This window comes from Herbaspirillum sp. alder98, assembly GCF_020179755.1.
Lineage (GTDB): Bacteria > Pseudomonadota > Gammaproteobacteria > Burkholderiales > Burkholderiaceae_D > Herbaspirillum.
On sequence record NZ_JAIUCY010000001.1, the window covers coordinates 706,478 to 722,894 of the forward strand.

Annotated in this window: 12 protein-coding genes; 8 read left to right on the forward strand and 4 right to left on the reverse strand. The window is 59.4% G+C overall.

Annotated features, from left to right (window positions below; translation table 11 throughout):
- Positions 1–45 precede the first annotated feature (45 nt).
- On the forward strand, positions 46–819 hold the full coding sequence (locus LBW87_RS03345) for a GntR family transcriptional regulator (protein WP_225200003.1): 774 nt from the start codon (positions 46–48) through the stop codon (positions 817–819).
- A 240-nt stretch (positions 820–1,059) separates the two neighbouring features.
- Positions 1,060–2,337, forward strand: coding sequence for an oxalate/formate MFS antiporter (gene oxlT / locus LBW87_RS03350; RefSeq protein WP_225200004.1), 1,278 nt, complete (start codon positions 1,060–1,062; stop codon positions 2,335–2,337).
- Positions 2,338–2,409: 72 nt separating this feature from the next.
- Here oxlT and LBW87_RS03355 read toward each other — a convergent pair whose 3' ends face one another.
- A complete protein-coding gene (locus LBW87_RS03355) occupies positions 2,410–3,363 on the reverse strand; it encodes an aldo/keto reductase (RefSeq protein ID WP_225200005.1) in 954 nt (317 codons plus the stop codon).
- A 164-nt stretch (positions 3,364–3,527) separates the two neighbouring features.
- Between LBW87_RS03355 and LBW87_RS03360 the strand changes: the two genes are divergently transcribed.
- From LBW87_RS03360 to LBW87_RS23960, 6 genes are all read left to right on the forward strand, one after another.
- A complete protein-coding gene (locus LBW87_RS03360; RefSeq protein WP_225200006.1) occupies positions 3,528–5,201 on the forward strand; it encodes a Na+/H+ antiporter in 1,674 nt (557 codons plus the stop codon).
- 97 nt (positions 5,202–5,298) lie between these two features.
- Positions 5,299–6,288, forward strand: coding sequence for an AraC family transcriptional regulator (locus LBW87_RS03365; RefSeq protein ID WP_225200007.1), 990 nt, complete (start codon positions 5,299–5,301; stop codon positions 6,286–6,288).
- Positions 6,289–6,411: 123 nt separating this feature from the next.
- Positions 6,412–7,176, forward strand: coding sequence for an aldolase (locus LBW87_RS03370; protein WP_225200008.1), 765 nt, complete (start codon positions 6,412–6,414; stop codon positions 7,174–7,176).
- Positions 7,177–7,212: 36 nt separating this feature from the next.
- A complete protein-coding gene (locus LBW87_RS03375) occupies positions 7,213–8,562 on the forward strand; it encodes an MFS transporter (RefSeq protein WP_225200009.1) in 1,350 nt (449 codons plus the stop codon).
- Positions 8,563–9,149: 587 nt separating this feature from the next.
- On the forward strand, positions 9,150–9,707 hold the full coding sequence (locus LBW87_RS03380; protein ID WP_225200010.1) for a DUF5625 family protein: 558 nt from the start codon (positions 9,150–9,152) through the stop codon (positions 9,705–9,707).
- A 116-nt stretch (positions 9,708–9,823) separates the two neighbouring features.
- Positions 9,824–14,194 (forward strand): calcium-binding protein, encoded by a 4,371-nt coding sequence (locus LBW87_RS23960; RefSeq protein WP_320442707.1) that lies wholly within the window; start codon positions 9,824–9,826, stop codon positions 14,192–14,194.
- 77 nt (positions 14,195–14,271) lie between these two features.
- Here LBW87_RS23960 and LBW87_RS03400 read toward each other — a convergent pair whose 3' ends face one another.
- The 3 genes from LBW87_RS03400 to LBW87_RS03410 all read right to left on the reverse strand — a co-directional run bounded on the left by LBW87_RS03400 (position 14,272) and on the right by LBW87_RS03410 (position 16,336).
- The gene (locus LBW87_RS03400; RefSeq protein WP_225200011.1) at positions 14,272–14,538 is read right to left on the reverse strand and encodes a hypothetical protein; all 267 of its coding nucleotides are present in this window, start codon (positions 14,536–14,538) and stop codon (positions 14,272–14,274) included.
- A 217-nt stretch (positions 14,539–14,755) separates the two neighbouring features.
- A complete protein-coding gene (locus tag LBW87_RS03405; RefSeq protein ID WP_225200012.1) occupies positions 14,756–15,544 on the reverse strand; it encodes a transporter substrate-binding domain-containing protein in 789 nt (262 codons plus the stop codon).
- Positions 15,545–15,562: 18 nt separating this feature from the next.
- Positions 15,563–16,336 (reverse strand): ABC transporter permease, encoded by a 774-nt coding sequence (locus LBW87_RS03410; protein WP_225200013.1) that lies wholly within the window; start codon positions 16,334–16,336, stop codon positions 15,563–15,565.
- Positions 16,337–16,417: the final 81 nt, after the last annotated feature.

The following is a 16,417-nucleotide window of genomic DNA, read 5'->3' on the forward strand; positions in this document are numbered from 1 at the left end:
CGATAACATCCCCTGGTCGCCCTTCGCGCCTTAGCCATCGACCCCATGAAGCCCAGCGCCCTGCCCGCCGAGATCGACGCCCGCCCTGCCGGCAGACTGACCGATACCGTCTATAACAGCCTGCGCGAAGACATCTTCGCTTTCCGGCTGCTGCCGGGCGACCGCTTCGCCGAGAACGATGTCGCCGAACGGTTGCAGGTTTCGCGCACGCCGGTGCGGGAGGCGCTGATGCGGCTGCAAAGCGAAGGCTTGGTGCGAGGCCACTTCCGCAACGGCTGGGAAGTGGTGCCGATCGACCTGGCGCGCTTCGCGTCGCTGTACGAATTGCGCGAGATGATCGAATTGCATGCCGTCGCCAAGCTATGTTCGCCGCGCATGCCCGAGGCCACACGCCTGACGCTGGTCAAGGAGCTGGGTCGCTTCTGGCAGGTCGGAAAGGCCAGACGGCTGCGCGACGGGCTGCAAGTGGCCGCCCGCGACGAGCAGTTTCACTGCGCGCTGGTGCACGCGGCGGGCAACCCCGAGACCGACGTCGTCTATCGCCAGGTGACTGAACAACTGCGCATCATGCGCCGACTCGACTTTGCCTATGGCGATTGCATCGGCGACACCTACGACGAACATGTAGCCATTCTCGATGCCGTGCGGCAATCCGACGCCACATTGGCAGCACAACTGATCGCCCGCCATATCGAGGACAGCCACACCGTGGTCGAGCGCATCACCATCGAACGGCTGGAACAGGTACGTGCCGCCGCCACCGCCGCCGTGGTGCAAGCCGCCGGATCGGCACAAGCACGGCGCAAGCGCTTCGGCTGATCTCCCGCATCTGGTGCAACCGGCACCCCGGTTGCACGCCTTTTCCATCCCCTCTCCCTCTGGCGCCTCGCCGTCATGCCAATGGCATGGAATCTGCTTTTAGTTGCCCAGATTTATGTATGCATAAATCCCGGCGACCTCATCACCGGTCGTCCATGCCCTGCATTCCGAGTTACGTCACTGTCCCGCTCGACGCCATGTCGATGCGGCCCCCATGGCACACAAGTACAGGAGAAACGCATGTCCACCCTCACCCACACCGCCCCTGCCGCCGCGCCGGGCCTGCTACGCAATCGCTGGTTCCAGCTGCTGATCGGCCTGATCTGCATGATGGCCATTTCCAGTCCGCAATATGTCTGGACACTGTTGACCAAACCGCTCACGGCCAAGCTGGGCGTGCCGCTGTCTGAACTGCAGATCACCTTTTCGATGCTGATCGTGCTGCAGACCTTCTTCTCGCCGTTCCAGGGCAGCCTGATCGAACGCTACGGCGCGCGCCGCCTGATCGCCATCGGTACCTTCATGTCCGGGCTGTCGTGGGTGCTGGCGGCGCAGGCCACGAGCATCGGCATGTTCTACCTGGCCTATGGCCTGGTTGGCGGCCTTGGCACCGGCATCGTGTATGTCGGCGTGGTCGGGCAGATGGTGCGCTGGTTCCCGGATCGTCGCGGCTTTGCGGTCGGCATGGTGGCGGCCGGCTACGGCATGGGGGCGATCCTGACCACCTTTCCCATCTCGTCGTCGCTGGCCACGGCCGGGCTGGAAACCACGCTCTGGCAGTTTGGCCTGGTATTTGCCGTCATCGGCGTGATCGCCTCGCAGGCGCTGCGCTCGCCGGACGCGGCGCAAACCGCGGCCTTGCCGGCGCCGGCCATCGCCGCCAGCACGCACGACCTGGCGCCGCGCCAGATGCTGCGCACGCCCCTGTTCTGGTTGATGTTCGTGATGATGACCATGATGTCGACCTCGGGCTTGATGGTCACCTCGCAGATGGCGACCTTCGCGCGCGACTTCGGCGTGGCCAACGTGATGGTGTTCGGCCTGGCCGCGCTGCCATTGGCGCTGACCATCGACCGCCTGACCAATGGCCTCACGCGCCCGTTCTTCGGCTGGGTATCGGACCGGTTCGGCCGCGAGAACACGATGTTCATCGCCTTCGCGCTGGAAGGGGTAGCCATGGCGCTGTGGCTGGCCACGCGCGAGAACGCGGTCCTGTTCGTGCTGCTGTCGGGCGTGGTGTTCTTTGGCTGGGGCGAGATCTTCTCGCTGTTTCCCTCCACCCTGACCGACACCTTCGGCACCCGCCACGCGACCGCCAACTACGGCTGGCTGTATATCTCGCAGGGCATCGGTTCGATCTTCGGCGGCCCGCTGGCGGCGATGATGCACGAGAAGACCGGCAGCTGGCACCCGGTGTTCGGCACCGCCATCACGCTCGATATCCTGGCCGCATTCCTGGCGCTGATGGTGTTGAAGCCGTGGCGCTCGCGTTACCTGAAACGCGTGGCGATGAAATAAACCGTTCTTCTATCCCGCAAAAAGACGCTGGGCCCTGACTTCCATCAGGGCCCAGCGTCTTGCATTGTCGCTTCAATAAGCGCTGGCCTCATCGAGCAGCGCCACATCGGCCGGCGTCAACGTCAATTGCGTGGCCGCCACCAGCGCCTCCAGTTGCTGCAACGAGGTCGCGCTGGCGATCGGCGCCGTCACGCTGGGACGCGCAATCAGCCATGCCAGGGCCACGGCGGCCGGCGTGCTGGACTGGCGCTGGGCGACGGTATCGAGTGCCGCCAGTATCTTCAGGCCACGCTCATTGAGATAACCTTTCACCCGGGCGCCACGCGCGGCGCTCTTGCCCAGATCAGCTTCGCTGCGGTACTTGCCGCTCAGGAAACCGCTGGCCAGCGAATAGAAACCGATCACGCCCACGCCGTGCTGCAGGCAATACGGTTCCAGCTCGCGCTCGAAGGCGCCACGTTCGATCAGGCTGTATTCGGGTTGCAGGGTCTGGTACAGCGGCAGGCCCAGTTTTTCACCGACTTCACGCGCCTCGGCCAGACGCTTGACGTCGTAGTTGGAGGCGCCGATCAGGCGCACCTTGCCAGCCTTGATGAGCGCGCCATAGGCTTCCAGCGTTTCTTCGAAAGGCGTGCTCTTGTCGTCGTCGTGCGACTGGTACAGATCGATGTAGTCGGTCTGCAGGCGCCGCAGCGAATCTTCGACGGCGCGCTGGATATAGGCTTTTTTCAGACCGACCTTGCCATCGCCCATGTCCTTGCCGACCTTGGTGGCGATGACCACCTTGTCGCGCCGGCCGCCCTGCGCCAGCCATTTGCCGATGATGGTCTCCGATTCGCCGCCCTGGTTGCCCGGCACCCAGCGCGAATACACGTCGGCGGTATCGATCAGGTTCAGTCCGGCGTCGACGAAACCATCGAGAATCGAAAACGAGGTCTTCTCATCGATGCTCCAGCCGAAGACGTTGCCGCCGAAGGCCAGTGGCGCTACGGAAATATCGGACTTGCCAAGCTTGCGTTGTTGCATGGGATGTTCCTCCAGGTGGTGGGCTGATCGTTGCAGGGCACGATTTTATTCCTGCGCCGCAATATCTGCTGAGGCCCCGCGTCTTCTATACTTGCAACTTAGGACTGGCGTCATAGTCAGTTAGTGCTTCGCCAACAATATAAGAAACTCACCGCCGCCCCCCAATGGAAATTGTTTTCACCGTCCTCATCCTGTTGCTCTCAGTTGCCGTCTCTGGTGTCGTGGCGCGCCTAGCGCCGTTCAAGTTGCCGTTGCCGCTGTTCCAGATCGCCCTGGGCGCATTGCTGGCGCTGCCCATCTTCGGCTTGAACATCAGCTTCGACCCTGAACTGTTCTTGCTGCTGTTCATTCCGCCCCTGCTGTTTACCGACGGCTGGCGCATGCCCAAGCGCGAATTCTTCCGGCTGGCGCAACCCATCCTGGCGCTGGCGCTCGGGCTGGTGTTATTTACGGTGGTCGGCGTGGGTTACTTCATTCACTGGATGGTGCCGGTCATCTCGTTGCCGGCCGCCTTTGCGCTGGCGGCGGTGCTCTCGCCCACCGATGCGGTGGCGGTGTCGTCCATCGTCGGCAAGGGGCGCTTGCCGGCATCGATGCAACACGTGCTCGAAGGCGAAGCGCTGATGAACGACGCTTCCGGTCTGGTGGCCTTCAAGTTCGCCATCGCCGCGGTGGTGACCGGCACATTCTCGCTGGTCGACGCCAGCGTCAGCTTCGTATTGATTGCGGTGGGCGGGATTGCCGTGGGCCTGATCGTGGCGTGGGGCTTCGGCCTGATCCGCCGCAAGGTCATCGAATGGGCCGGCGACGAGCCGGGCATCCAGGTGGTGCTGCTGATCCTGATTCCGTTTACGGCGTATATCTTTGCCGAGCATTTCGGCCTGTCCGGCATCCTGGCGGCGGTCGCGGCCGGCATGCTGATGCCGTATATCGAGACCGCCGGCGGCGAGTCGGCCGCCACCCGGATGCAGGGCCGCAGCATCATGACGATGATGGAATTCATCTTCAACGGTATGTCGTTCCTGCTGCTGGGGCTGCAGTTGCCGGGCATCGTCAGCCTGGCCCACGCCGACGCCAAGACCGCCGGCGACGTGCCGGTGTGGCATTTGTTCATGTACATCCTGGCCATCACGGTAGCGTTGATCGTGCTGCGCTTCATCTGGGTCTGGATCAACCTGCGCATGCGCCGCTTTGCCAAGGCGGTGCGCGGCCAGACCGGACGCCAGCGCAAGTTCGACCTGCGCCTCATCAGCATCGCCGCCCTGTCGGGGGTACGCGGCGCGATCACGCTGGCCGGCGTGATGTCGATCCCGCTGCTGCTGAAAGCGCATACCCCGTTCCCGGCGCGCGATCTGCTGATCTTCCTGGCCACCGGGGTGATCATCTGTTCGTTATTGTTTGGCAGTTTCCTGCTGCCGTGGATGCTCAAGGATCTGCAGCTGGACGCCGAGGTCAAGCGCCGCCGCGCCGAGGAAATGAGCGCACGCACGCGCCTGTCCGAGGCTGCCGTGCGCACCATCGAAAGCGCCCAGGAGCGCATCGGCGCCAAGCTCGACGAGAGCGACCTGGCGCTGTTGACCGAAGTCAGCGGCAGCCTGCTGGCCACCTATCGCATGCGCATGAATGCCGAGAGCGATTCGGAAGAAACGCAACGCGCCGCCAACCGCTTCAAGCAGTTCGAACGCGAACTGCGGCTGGAGGCGATCCGCGCCGAAAGGCTGGAGGTGCATTATCTGCGCGCCGAGCAACGCATCAACGACGAGACCTTCCTGATGCTGATCAACCAGATCGACATGGCCGAGACCTGGCTGCTGGGGTCGCTCAACGCGTCGGACTAGGGCGCGCATGGCACAGGCGAGCAGGCGCCCCCAGGCAAGCACGCTAATTGCTTGTATGATCGGATAGCCCAACGCCCGTCTTCCAGGAGGACCCGCCATGCCGACATCGCTGCTTGCCGCACTGCCCTACATGCCGGCGTTGCAGCCGGTCGACGCACTGTCGCTGCACCACATGAAATATGTGCTGGACGACCTGGTGGGGCCGGGAGAACTGTGCCAGTCGCAGAACTTTCCCGGCAGCCTGTCGGCTTGCCGCTTGATGGGTGGCGGCGTCATGTTGATGGCTGAATTGCCGCACGGCACCGTGGTGCGCCACGACTGGCAGCATGTGGCGCAACTGGAGTCCGACGATGTGCTGGCCAGCATCGTGCTCGAAGGCAGTGGCTGCGTCGAGCAGAATGGCGTGGCATTGCAGTTCGCCAGCGGCGATGTGTTCTATCGCAAGGCACGGATCCCCTCCACGGTGCGTAACGACAGTGCCTGTCGCTTCCTGCTGCTGCGTTTTTCATTCAGCCGTTTTCACGGCGCCCACACCAGCCGCTTCCAGCATTTCGTGCCGACCATGGCGCGCCGCGACTCGGCCCTGCGCCAGGCGGTATGGCACTACGCGCAACAGGTCTTGCCGTCGCTGCCGCAACTGGCAGGCCAATCGGCCGACACCGCCTATCACGCCGAGCAGGCTTTCGTTTCGATGCTCTCGGCGGCTTATTCGGAATCCCAGCAACCCCTGGCGCCACCGATCGCGCCAGCCCCCGACGACACCCGCTGGAACCTGCTGGCGGCCACCTTCGACGCCTTGTTATGCGAACCCGACCTGACGGTGGCGCAAGTGGCGCGCACCATGGGCATATCACCGCGCCTGCTGCACCGCCTGTTCGAACGGCGCGGCCTGCGCTACGGCAGCTACCTGCTGGAGCGCCGCCTGGAGCGCGCTCACGCGGAGCTGGGCAATCCCCGCCATGCTCGCCTGTCGGTGGCCGACATCGCCTACCGCTGCGGCTTCAACAATGCCAGTCATTTCAGCCGCGCCTTCCGCCAGCGCTATGGCTTGTCGCCTTCCGCGGTCCGGCAGGCCGGCGCCGCCTGATTCTTTGCTGCAGTGCGGCCGCGCGCAGCGGCAGGCACAGTCATCACGCCAGGCACTCTGGTGACATTGCATTCCGGACGACGCCGTTAATCTGGTTCCCGACTTCAACCACCGGGAACCCCCATGACCTTAGCCAAGGAAGAACTCTCCAGCCAGGCGCTGCGCCGCATGTCGGCCGGACTCGATTTTGGAGACTGGACAATCAAGGAAAAGATTGCCCTGTCCTGCAACATCCTCGCCGCCGAAGGACATTCGGAAACGCTGGCCGGCCAGATCACCGTACGCCAGGACGACGGCACTTTCCTCACCACGCCCCTGGCTCGGGGATTCGACGAACTCGACGCCGATGACATCATCCGCATCGACGACCAGTTGCAGGTGCTGGAAGGACGCGGCGTGCCCAACCCGGCGATCCGCTTTCACCTGTGGGTGTACCGGCAGCGGCCCGACGTCAATTGCATCATTCACACTCACCCACCCTTCGTATCGACCCTGTCGATGACCGGGCAGCCGCTGGAAGTGGCCCACATGGACGCCACCCCGTTCCATGACGACTGCGCCTTCCTGGCCGAATGGCCGGGCCTGCCGATTGCCGATGACGAAGGCGAGATCATCTCCAATGCACTGGGCAGCAAGCGCAGCATCCTGCTGGTCAACCATGGTTTTCTGGCGGCCACCGCCAGCGTCGAGGAAACCCTGTATCTGTCGGTGCTGATCGAACGCGCCGCGCGCAACCAGCTGCAAGCGATGGCCGCCTATGGAACGCTGAAGCGGCTTGATCCGGCACTGGCCAAGGAGTCGCACGACTTTCTGCTGTCATCGAGCATCGTGCGCGCCAGCTTCGCCATGTTCGCCCGCCGCGTGCTGCGCCAACGCCAGCGCGCCTGACCTTTCTTCCACCGATCTGCTCAACCGGAGCCGGACATGTCTGCCACACCATCGATCGACGCATCGCCGCCCAGGAAACCACATCGCCTGGTCGTGTTCTTTTCCAGCTTCATGGGAACCGCGCTGGAACAATATGATTTCCTGCTCTACGGCACCGCCGCCGCACTGGTCTTCAACAAGCTGTTCTTCCCCACGCTGGATCCGCTGACCGGCGCGCTGGCGGCCATCGCGACCTACGCCACCGGCTATCTGGGGCGTCCGCTGGGCAGCATCCTGTGCGGCTACCTGGGCGACCGTTACGGCCGCAAGTCGGTGCTGCTGGCCACGTTGATCGCCATGGGCGCGGCCTCGACGCTGATCGGGCTGTTGCCCACCTATGCCACCGCAGGCATCTGGGCGCCGGTGATGTTGTGCGTGCTGCGCCTGATCCAGGGCGTGGCGCTGGGCGGCGAGCAAGGCGGCGCGATCCTGATCGCGGTCGAAAATGCGCCGGCCAAACGGCGCGGGCTGTTCGGCAGCTGGAGTTCGTCGGGCGGCATGGCCGGGCTGGTGCTGTCGACGCTGGCCCTGTCGCTCACGGCCAAGCTGCCGGAGGCCGATTTCCTGTCCTGGGGCTGGCGCTTGCCGTTCCTGTTCAGCATCGTGCTGGTGATCATTGGCGTGGCGTCGCGCCTGCGCCTGCCGGAATCGGCAGAATTCGAACAGGCCAAGCGTGCCGGCACCGTCAGCAAGACGCCGCTGTCGACCTTGATGGCGCATCACAAGAAGCAGATCATGCTGGCGGCGCTGGCGCGTGCCGGCGAGATCGCCTGGCCGATCAACGTGCTGGTATTCACCACCTCGTACGCGGTGACCCAGTTGCACATGGCCAAGCCGATGTTTCTCAATGCGATCCTGATCGGCGCCTGTATCTCGATCGTTGGCAACACATTGTTCGCGCTCTTGTCAGACCGCATCGGTCACCGCCGCATGTACGTCATCGGCACGCTGTGCGCCGCCGTGGGCGTGTGGCCGTACTTCATGATGATCAACACGGCGCAGCCGCTGCTGGTGGGCGCAGCCGTGGCCATCGCGCTGGGCGTGATCCACCCGATGATGTATGGACCGCAGGGCGCATTGTTCGCAGGACTGTTCGGTACCCGGGTACGTTACAGCGGCGTCGGCATTGCCCACCAGATCGGGGCGTTGGTAGGTGGCGGGATCACGCCGGTGTTGTCGGCCCTGCTGCTGGCACGCAGTGGCGGCAGCCCTTGGATGGTGGCCTTGCTCATTACCGTGTTTGCGCTGGTGGCGGGGATTGCTGCGCGGGCGATGCGGAATACCGAAGAACCTGAATCGGCTGATCAGCGCACCGTGGAGTTGACGTTGCGAGGTTCGTCGCAATGACTGGCTGACGATCGCAGTTGCCCTGCCTGCGCACCAAAGTCGGCATGGCGTTTCAAGGTCTAAGCAATTGTTGAAAAGCAGGGATTAACCTCCCTGCTTTTTTTATGGGCGCGGCTGCGCGCTTACGCTCCTCCCTCAACGACAGCGCTGGTTGCGCCTGTCCTCCTGCCGTCATCATCCCCGCTCTCACGTTTCGTGTGCCAGGCCTCGGCTGAATTTCATTTCTGATTGATCTTGCGGATTACCGCGCATTGCCAGTTCTTTGTAACTGGCAGTGATGGACTAATGGATTGCACGATGAATGACAGAACGCCTTGCGCCCGCGCGGCGCACCCGGACAACAACCGGGAATGGCTTCGCAGACCGGTGTTGTTACTCACGCTACTGATACTGGTAGCTGCACTGGGGTGCGGTTGCGAAGACTCGATCAAGCGACACGGAGCATCTCAGCGCGACCTCGATGAGGCCGGGAAAATTGTGGAAACAATCCCGTCGGAGGAAGCACTGTGGCAAGTCGATCCCTTTTCCGGCCTCCCATGGCCGGGCATGGACGGTGCTGAGGACTCAGGCAATGCGGGAGAACGGCCATGAAAAAGTTATTCGTCCTGCTTCTCTTGCTCATTGAAATCAGTTGCCTGGCCGGATGCGAATCACCGACAGGCGATGGGCCGCATGCACTGCCTTATCGGATGAAATTCGATTTGTGGGATGTGGGGGCGGGTTATGAGTTTCAGGTGAAGGTGGGGAAACCGGGGATGTATGCAATCAGCCTATCTTTGTACTTAAGAGATTTAAACGAGTATTCCCATTTTTTTGATAAGAAAGAAACCCGTGAAGAATCCGCTTTCCTAATGAAGATGATGGGATCGAAATACGATCCTGGCACTCGCGAGTGGGTATCGATCGGCATCCCAGCGACCTTCAGAGTTCGCTTATTTCGCAATTCAGACAAACATCAGTTGTATGACCGTTTGATAACACGGCCTTGGACAGGCGGAACCTACATGGGGAGGTATACCTATTTGGCTCAGCAAGAACTCCCCCCGGGGACCTACACCATCCGTTTCAACTATCTAGAAGGCGCTCGCGAGCTGTTCCAATTGAAAGGCATGATTGGCTTTCACAACACCGCACCGCCGAAATAACACGCCTAAGAACTATTCGATCGGACTACCCTCGCGAATCACGATTCGAGCAGGATATCTTGAAACGTTGATCTGGCATGTCCCTCCGCATTCTCACCCACCCAAAGGAGCAGGACATGCCATCCGTTACTATATACATTGCAGATCGAGGTACCACTAGAACAAATGGCGAGCCTGCCATGGTTGGGCATATGTGGTACTCGATAGCCGATGACAAATTAGAATCGAGACATTTCAGTTTTTACCAAGATACAAATTACGTTCCTGAAGATGCCAATCCGCTCAAAAAGCTTTTTTCAAAAGGCAATTTCTATTTTGATGATGGAGAAAAATATAAAGATCCGGGTTATTCAAGGACTATAGAACTGACGCAAGAGCAATACGACTCCATCAAGAAATTCAGCGAAAACCCCGAAGCTGCCGGTTTCAGCAAACATTACAACGCCTTCACCAACAGCTGCATCGACTTCGTCTGGGCGGCACTGCGCGCAGCCGACATCAACCCGACTAACTTCGAAGGTGATCTCTGGCCGCAGCATAACAAAGACAATGTGGAGAGCATAGGTCGTGGCCCGATCCAGGGGCTACCAATGTGGCAGGAAGATCCCATGTCCGGTCTGCCTTGGCCAATCATGGGAATAGAAACTGACGGCGCCACTTCTAACAAGCGGGGCATGCCAGGGATCAGCAACTCAGGCGCCGAAAGCGCTCGCGCCGCCATCCAGAACGAAACTATCGATCCTCTTGCCCTGGACCTGGATGGCGATGGCATCGAAACCGAAGGCAGCGAGATTGCGCCGCTCTTCGATCACACTGGCGACGGGATCAGGACCGGTACAGGCTGGTTGAAGCCGGATGACGGGTGGCTGGTCCTGGATCGTGATGGCAACGGCACGATCGATTCCGGCAGCGAACTGTTCGGTGTGAATACCGTCAAGAAAAATGGATTGCTGGCACGCGATGGTTTTGATGCGTTATCAGATTTCGATACCAACAGCGACAAGCAGATCGATGTCGATGATGAAATTTTCACACGGCTACGCGTCTGGCGCGACCTCAATCAGGACGGCGTATCGCCGGCCAACGAACTGGCCTCACTGGCTGCGCTGGAGATCAAGACCATTCAACTTCAAGCCATCAATGCAAACAAGTGGCTGGGCAATGGAAACATGCAGCGCGCCAACGCATCGTTTTCTCGACTGGATGGCTCTGTCGGTACAGTCAGCAATCTCGATCTTGCTACGGACAGCTTTCAAAGAATCTTCACAACGTCTATTGCTCGCTCGAATGATGCCGCGTTCCTGCCCGATCTTCGAGGTTCTGGACGTGTTCGCGATCTGTCAGAAGCCATCAGCCTTTCACCGACCTTGACCAAGATCATGCAAAAATATGTCGCACTGTCAGGCCGTCAGGAGCAGATCAATCTACTGGATGAATTCATCGAGAGCTGGGCAGAAACATCAGACATGAAATCGCTACGCATGCAGGCAAGCGAACATGCTGCTCATGGGACGATCCTGGAATACCATTTGGACGGGATACAGAACGACACCAAGGAAACCAGTAATTTCCTGCTCAAGCTAGGCATCGTCGAGCGATTCATGGGATTCACTTACAGAAGTGGACGCGGACAGGTCAACACCGAAAATATGAAGGGTGACGAAAGGAACTTGATCGTACGTTTTTCAGCGCGTCAAATCGAAAACATCACTACGGCTTACGAACGATTCAAGGGCGACATCTACGAATCCCTCGTACCGATGACGAGGCTAAGAAGGTATTACTTCGCTCTTTTGAGCGGAAGCATAAATTCCGATTTTTCCGAATTAGAAAATGCCTTTTCGCAGGCAATCAAGATTGATAAATTACTGGGCATTGCAGACGTTCTTGAATTTATTGGTGGCATTTCACGAACCCGTTTTACGAATTCCGGCTGGGACTATCAACGCTTTCTCATCGATCAACTGAGAAATTCAACAAGTCAGACTGAACAGCGGATGACACTCGGCAATTTCTCAGCTCAATTTGCAGGCACTCATGAGAGAGCGCTAACAGGTTCACAATCTCATGATGTTCTTGTTTCTAACCAAGGAAATAGTAGTCTTGACGGCGGCAGTGGGAACGACACGCTTATATCCCTAAGCGGGAACGACCATCTTATGGGCGGTGCAGGCAATGATGTCCTTGATGCCGGGTCGGGCAACGACCAGCTATTCGCAGGCAGCGGTAATGACAGGCTTTATGGCGGCGAGGGAAATGACTCACTCTTTGGCGAATCCGGTGACGACCTTATCGCAGGAGGTACCGGCAACGACAAACTCAAGGGCGGCTCCGGAGACGATGTCTATCTGTTCGACAGAGGTGATGGCCGAGACACCATCACAGATTCGTATTACCAGAGACCGCGCACCGACAATGACACCATCCTCTTCGGATCAAACATTGCCCCCGAAGATATCTCCATCGTCCGGAACTATTCCGACGACTTGATTTTAAAAGTAAACGGTGCGGATGATTCCGTTACCGTTCAACGCTACTTCACGGCAGATTGCAACACCGCCACTGCGCTGGAAAACATCAGCTTCGCCGACGGCACGACGTGGGATATCGATACCATCAAGAAGATGGCCATGATTGCTACCGACGCTAACGATTCCATATGTGGTTACAGCACCGATGATGTCATCCACGGAGACGCAGGTGATGACTGGCTACGCGGTGCAGGCGGCAATGACACTCTCGACGGTGGCGACGGCAATGACAATCTGGTCGGCGGTAGTGGCAATGATCAACTGCATGGTGGCGAGGGAAATGACTCACTTTCTGGCGAATCAGGCAACGACATTCTCAACGGCGGCGCAGGAAACGATGTCCTAATTGGCGGCGCCGGCGATGACATTCTCAATGGAGGGGAAGGTAACGACGACCTCACGGGCAGCGCTGGAGATGATGTCTATCTGTTCGACAGAGGTGATGGTCAAGACATCATCAGAGATCCGTATTACCAGAGACCGCGCACCGATAATGACACCATCCTCTTCGGATCAAACATTGCCTCCGAAGATATCTCCATCGTCCGGAACTATTCCGACGACTTGATTCTAAAAGTAAACGGTACCGATGATTCCTTTACCGTTCAACGCTACTTCACGGCAGATTGCAACACCGCCACTGCGCTGGAAAACATCAGCTTCGCCGACGGCACGACGTGGGATATCGATACCATCAAGAAGATGGCCATGATTGCTACCGACGCTAACGATTCCATATGTGGTTACAGCACCGATGATGTCATCCACGGAGACGCAGGTGATGACTGGCTACGCGGTGCAGGCGGCAATGACACTCTCGACGGTGGCGACGGCAATGACAATCTGGTCGGCGGTAGTGGCAATGATCAACTGCATGGTGGCGAGGGAAATGACTCACTTTCTGGCGAATCAGGCAACGACATCCTCAACGGCGGAGCAGGAAACGATGTCCTAATTGGCGGCGCCGGCGATGACATTCTCAATGGAGGGGAAGGTAACGACGACCTCACGGGCAGCGCTGGAGATGATGTCTATCTGTTCGACAAAGGCGATGGTCAAGACATCATCAGAGATCCGTATTACCAGAGACCGCGCACCGATAATGACACCATCCTCTTCGGATCAAACATTGCCCCCGAAGATATCTCCATCGTCCGGAACTATTCCGACGACTTGATTCTAAAAGTAAACGGTACGGATGATTCCTTTACCGTTCAACGCTACTTCACGGCAGATTGCAACACCGCCACTGCGCTGGAAAACATCAGCTTCGCCGACGGCACGACGTGGGATATCGATACCATCAAGAAGATGGCCATGATTGCTACCGACGCTAACGATTCGATATGGGGTTACAGCACCGATGACATCATCCATGGAAACGCCGGCGATGACTGGCTACGGGGTGCAGGCGGCAATGACACTCTCGACGGTGGCGACGGCAATGACAATCTGGTCGGCGGTGGCGGCAATGATCGACTGAATGGCGGCGACGGAAATGATTCACTATATGGTGATTCGGGTGATGACCTGCTCGACGGAGGAACCGGAGACGACTTCCTGAACGGCGGGACAGGCAACGACACTTATATATTCAGCCGAGACAGCAATTCCGATGTCATCTCTCATAACCGCCACGGAATAGATGAGTTCGATACCGTCCTGTTCGGCGACGACATATCAGAACAGCATATCTGGCTGCAACGCTCAGGTTACGACCTCGAATTGCAACTACTCGAAACGCACGACAAGCTCACCGTCCGCAACTGGTATCTCGGAAGCACTTATCAGATAGGCGCCTTCCAGCTACAAAACGGAAAGCAGTTATTGGCCAATCAGGTAGATAGCATGGTCGGCGCATTTGCGACCTTGCTGCAGCCAGGCAGCCGCCTGGCCGATCTGTCTGCTGACCAGAAATTCACCATGGCAGCAGCAGCCGGCGCCAACTGGCGTTGACGCCCACGCCAGCCGAGGGTCGTGCATCCCGCACACCTCAAGCCAGCCAAGCCGTCTCAATGACGGCTGTCCAACGATCAAGCAGTGGTGCTGACAATCGTCCCGATCATCTCGCCATCGGCATTGCGCGAAATCTGCGCACGCTCGTCGCGTTGCTGGCGGGCCGTATCGGCGCGCTGCTGGTCGGCCTGGATTTCTTCCAGACGACGCTGTTCGGCCAGTTGCTGCATGCGTGCTTCGTCGGCCTTGCGGACCTGGTCTGCGTTCGGCGCACCGTAGGGCGTGCTGCTATCGGTGGGTGTGGGAACGACTGCGCTCACTGCGCTGGCGATATCGACGGGCACGGTAGACTCCTGTTGCGGTGTTTGTGTTTTGATACAGGTGACGCGGCAGGATCACTACCGCAATCAGCCTCCATCTTACGCCAGCCAACGAACTCTGCCATTCAGGAAATTCATTAAATTAGTCGTTTGGCGACAGTTTTATTCTTATTCTGACAATTAGTTTCTGCCAGGAATTTCAAATCAACAACTTAGTTGAATCAGTGGCAATCAATTGCTCTCAATGGCAATCCGGTACGTTCTGGTCGAGATAAACCTCGAAGGCCACGTTGTTGGCCCACTTCTTTTTTACACCTGCCCAGTAAGTTTCGTTCCAGCGGGCGGCAGCCTGGCGTAACAGAACCAGATCGGCCGCGTCGGCGCCACGCACTTTCAGCACCAGCTGCTGGCGACTGGTGGGTGCCAACTGCGCAGAAAACTTCTTCCACTCGGGCAACTTGAAAAGCTCTTTCATCATCGTGTCGTCGTGCACTGCCGCGTCGCAATCGCCGACCCGCACCGCCAATAACGAATCGGCGGGAGCCCGCATCACTTTTTCGATAGCGCCATAGCGCGATGCCAATGTCCCTACATAGGGGGCCCCTTCGGACACGCATACGGTGCGCCCTTTCAGGTCTTCCCATTTCTTGATGGTGGTATCGGTGCGCATGATGGCCATGCCGCCGGCGCTATAACCGGTGGGGATCGCCACCGTATCGGCGGCCAGCGTTTCACCAGCAGGCGCCAGCGTCAGCACGACGTCGGCGTGACCGCTCTTGAGCGACTGCATGGCGTCGGCCACGGGATTGTTCTTGAGGGAGGCGGACTTGAGCTTGAGTTGCGCGGCCAGATCATCGGCCAGCACCGTGTCGATACTTTCGGGGGTGCGAAACTTCATGCCGCCCTTGTACACCGGTGGCACGTAATCGAGGCCAATCCGCAATGTGCCGTTCTGGCGCGCACTGTCCAATGCGCCGGCACTGGCGGCGGCGCACATCAGCAACAGCGGGACAATGACAGGCAAGCGCATCGCGTCGGACCTCGCCGGTTACACGTATTGATAACGCAGCAGGCGCTGCTTGAGTTTTTCGAGGATCACCTGGTCGATCAAGGCCGCCAGGATGGCGATGGTCAGGATGTTGGTCATCACGCCGACCATGTCGGCGGTCTCGCCCGAATAGGCCAGCGTGCGCCCCAGGCCCTTGCCAAACCCGACCAGCATCTCGGCCGAGATCAGCGCCCGCCACGCATTGCCAAAGGCCAGCTGGGCGCCCGTGATCAATTCAGGCATCACCGCCGGCAGGTAGACCCGGCGCAGCAAGCCCATGCGCGAAGCGCCCATCACGCGCGCGGCCGACACATGCACCTGCTGCACGCTCTCGGTGGCATTCATCACCGACAGTGCGGCCGGGAAGAAGGCGGCAATCGCGACCACCACGATCATGGGCAGGTTGCCGAACCCCATCAGGATCAGGAACAACGGCACCCAGGCAATCGACGGGATCGACTGCAGGATCACGATGGCCGACTTGAGCACCTCGCGGAAGAAGAACAGCACCGCGCCGATCAGGCCGAAGCCGATCCCGAACAGCAGCGCCGAGCCATATCCCAGCCCCAGGCGATAGAGGCTGCCGAACAGCGCCAGCCGGAAATTGTTGGATTGCACCTCTTCCCACAGCCGCACCACCACCGATGGCACGCCCGGCATCAGGAAGGACGGCAACGACCACGCGGCAATCTGCCACATCAACAGGATGAATGCGATCGCCATGACCATGGCGAGCTTCTTGCGAATACCGGTAACGCGACGCTGGGAGCTCATGCTTGCTTATAAATGACAAAAGCCGGAATCCCGGCCAAAAATGATGGGTACCGAAAGTAGCGAGCAAAGCGATGCTACAAC

Excerpts from the sequence above, each read along its gene's own strand:
- LBW87_RS03345 (WP_225200003.1), top strand. The coding sequence starts at position 46 with ATGAAGCCCAGCGCCCTGCCCGCCGAGATCGACGCCCGCCCTGCCGGC.
- oxlT (WP_225200004.1), top strand. The coding sequence starts at position 1,060 with ATGTCCACCCTCACCCACACCGCCCCTGCCGCCGCGCCGGGCCTGCTA.
- LBW87_RS03355 (WP_225200005.1), bottom strand. The coding sequence starts at position 3,363 with ATGCAACAACGCAAGCTTGGCAAGTCCGATATTTCCGTAGCGCCACTG.
- LBW87_RS03360 (WP_225200006.1), top strand. The coding sequence starts at position 3,528 with ATGGAAATTGTTTTCACCGTCCTCATCCTGTTGCTCTCAGTTGCCGTC.
- LBW87_RS03365 (WP_225200007.1), top strand. The coding sequence starts at position 5,299 with ATGCCGACATCGCTGCTTGCCGCACTGCCCTACATGCCGGCGTTGCAG.
- LBW87_RS03370 (WP_225200008.1), top strand. The coding sequence starts at position 6,412 with ATGACCTTAGCCAAGGAAGAACTCTCCAGCCAGGCGCTGCGCCGCATG.
- LBW87_RS03375 (WP_225200009.1), top strand. The coding sequence starts at position 7,213 with ATGTCTGCCACACCATCGATCGACGCATCGCCGCCCAGGAAACCACAT.
- LBW87_RS03380 (WP_225200010.1), top strand. The coding sequence starts at position 9,150 with ATGAAAAAGTTATTCGTCCTGCTTCTCTTGCTCATTGAAATCAGTTGC.
- LBW87_RS23960 (WP_320442707.1), top strand. The coding sequence starts at position 9,824 with ATGCCATCCGTTACTATATACATTGCAGATCGAGGTACCACTAGAACA.
- LBW87_RS03405 (WP_225200012.1), bottom strand. The coding sequence starts at position 15,544 with ATGCGCTTGCCTGTCATTGTCCCGCTGTTGCTGATGTGCGCCGCCGCC.
- LBW87_RS03410 (WP_225200013.1), bottom strand. The coding sequence starts at position 16,336 with ATGAGCTCCCAGCGTCGCGTTACCGGTATTCGCAAGAAGCTCGCCATG.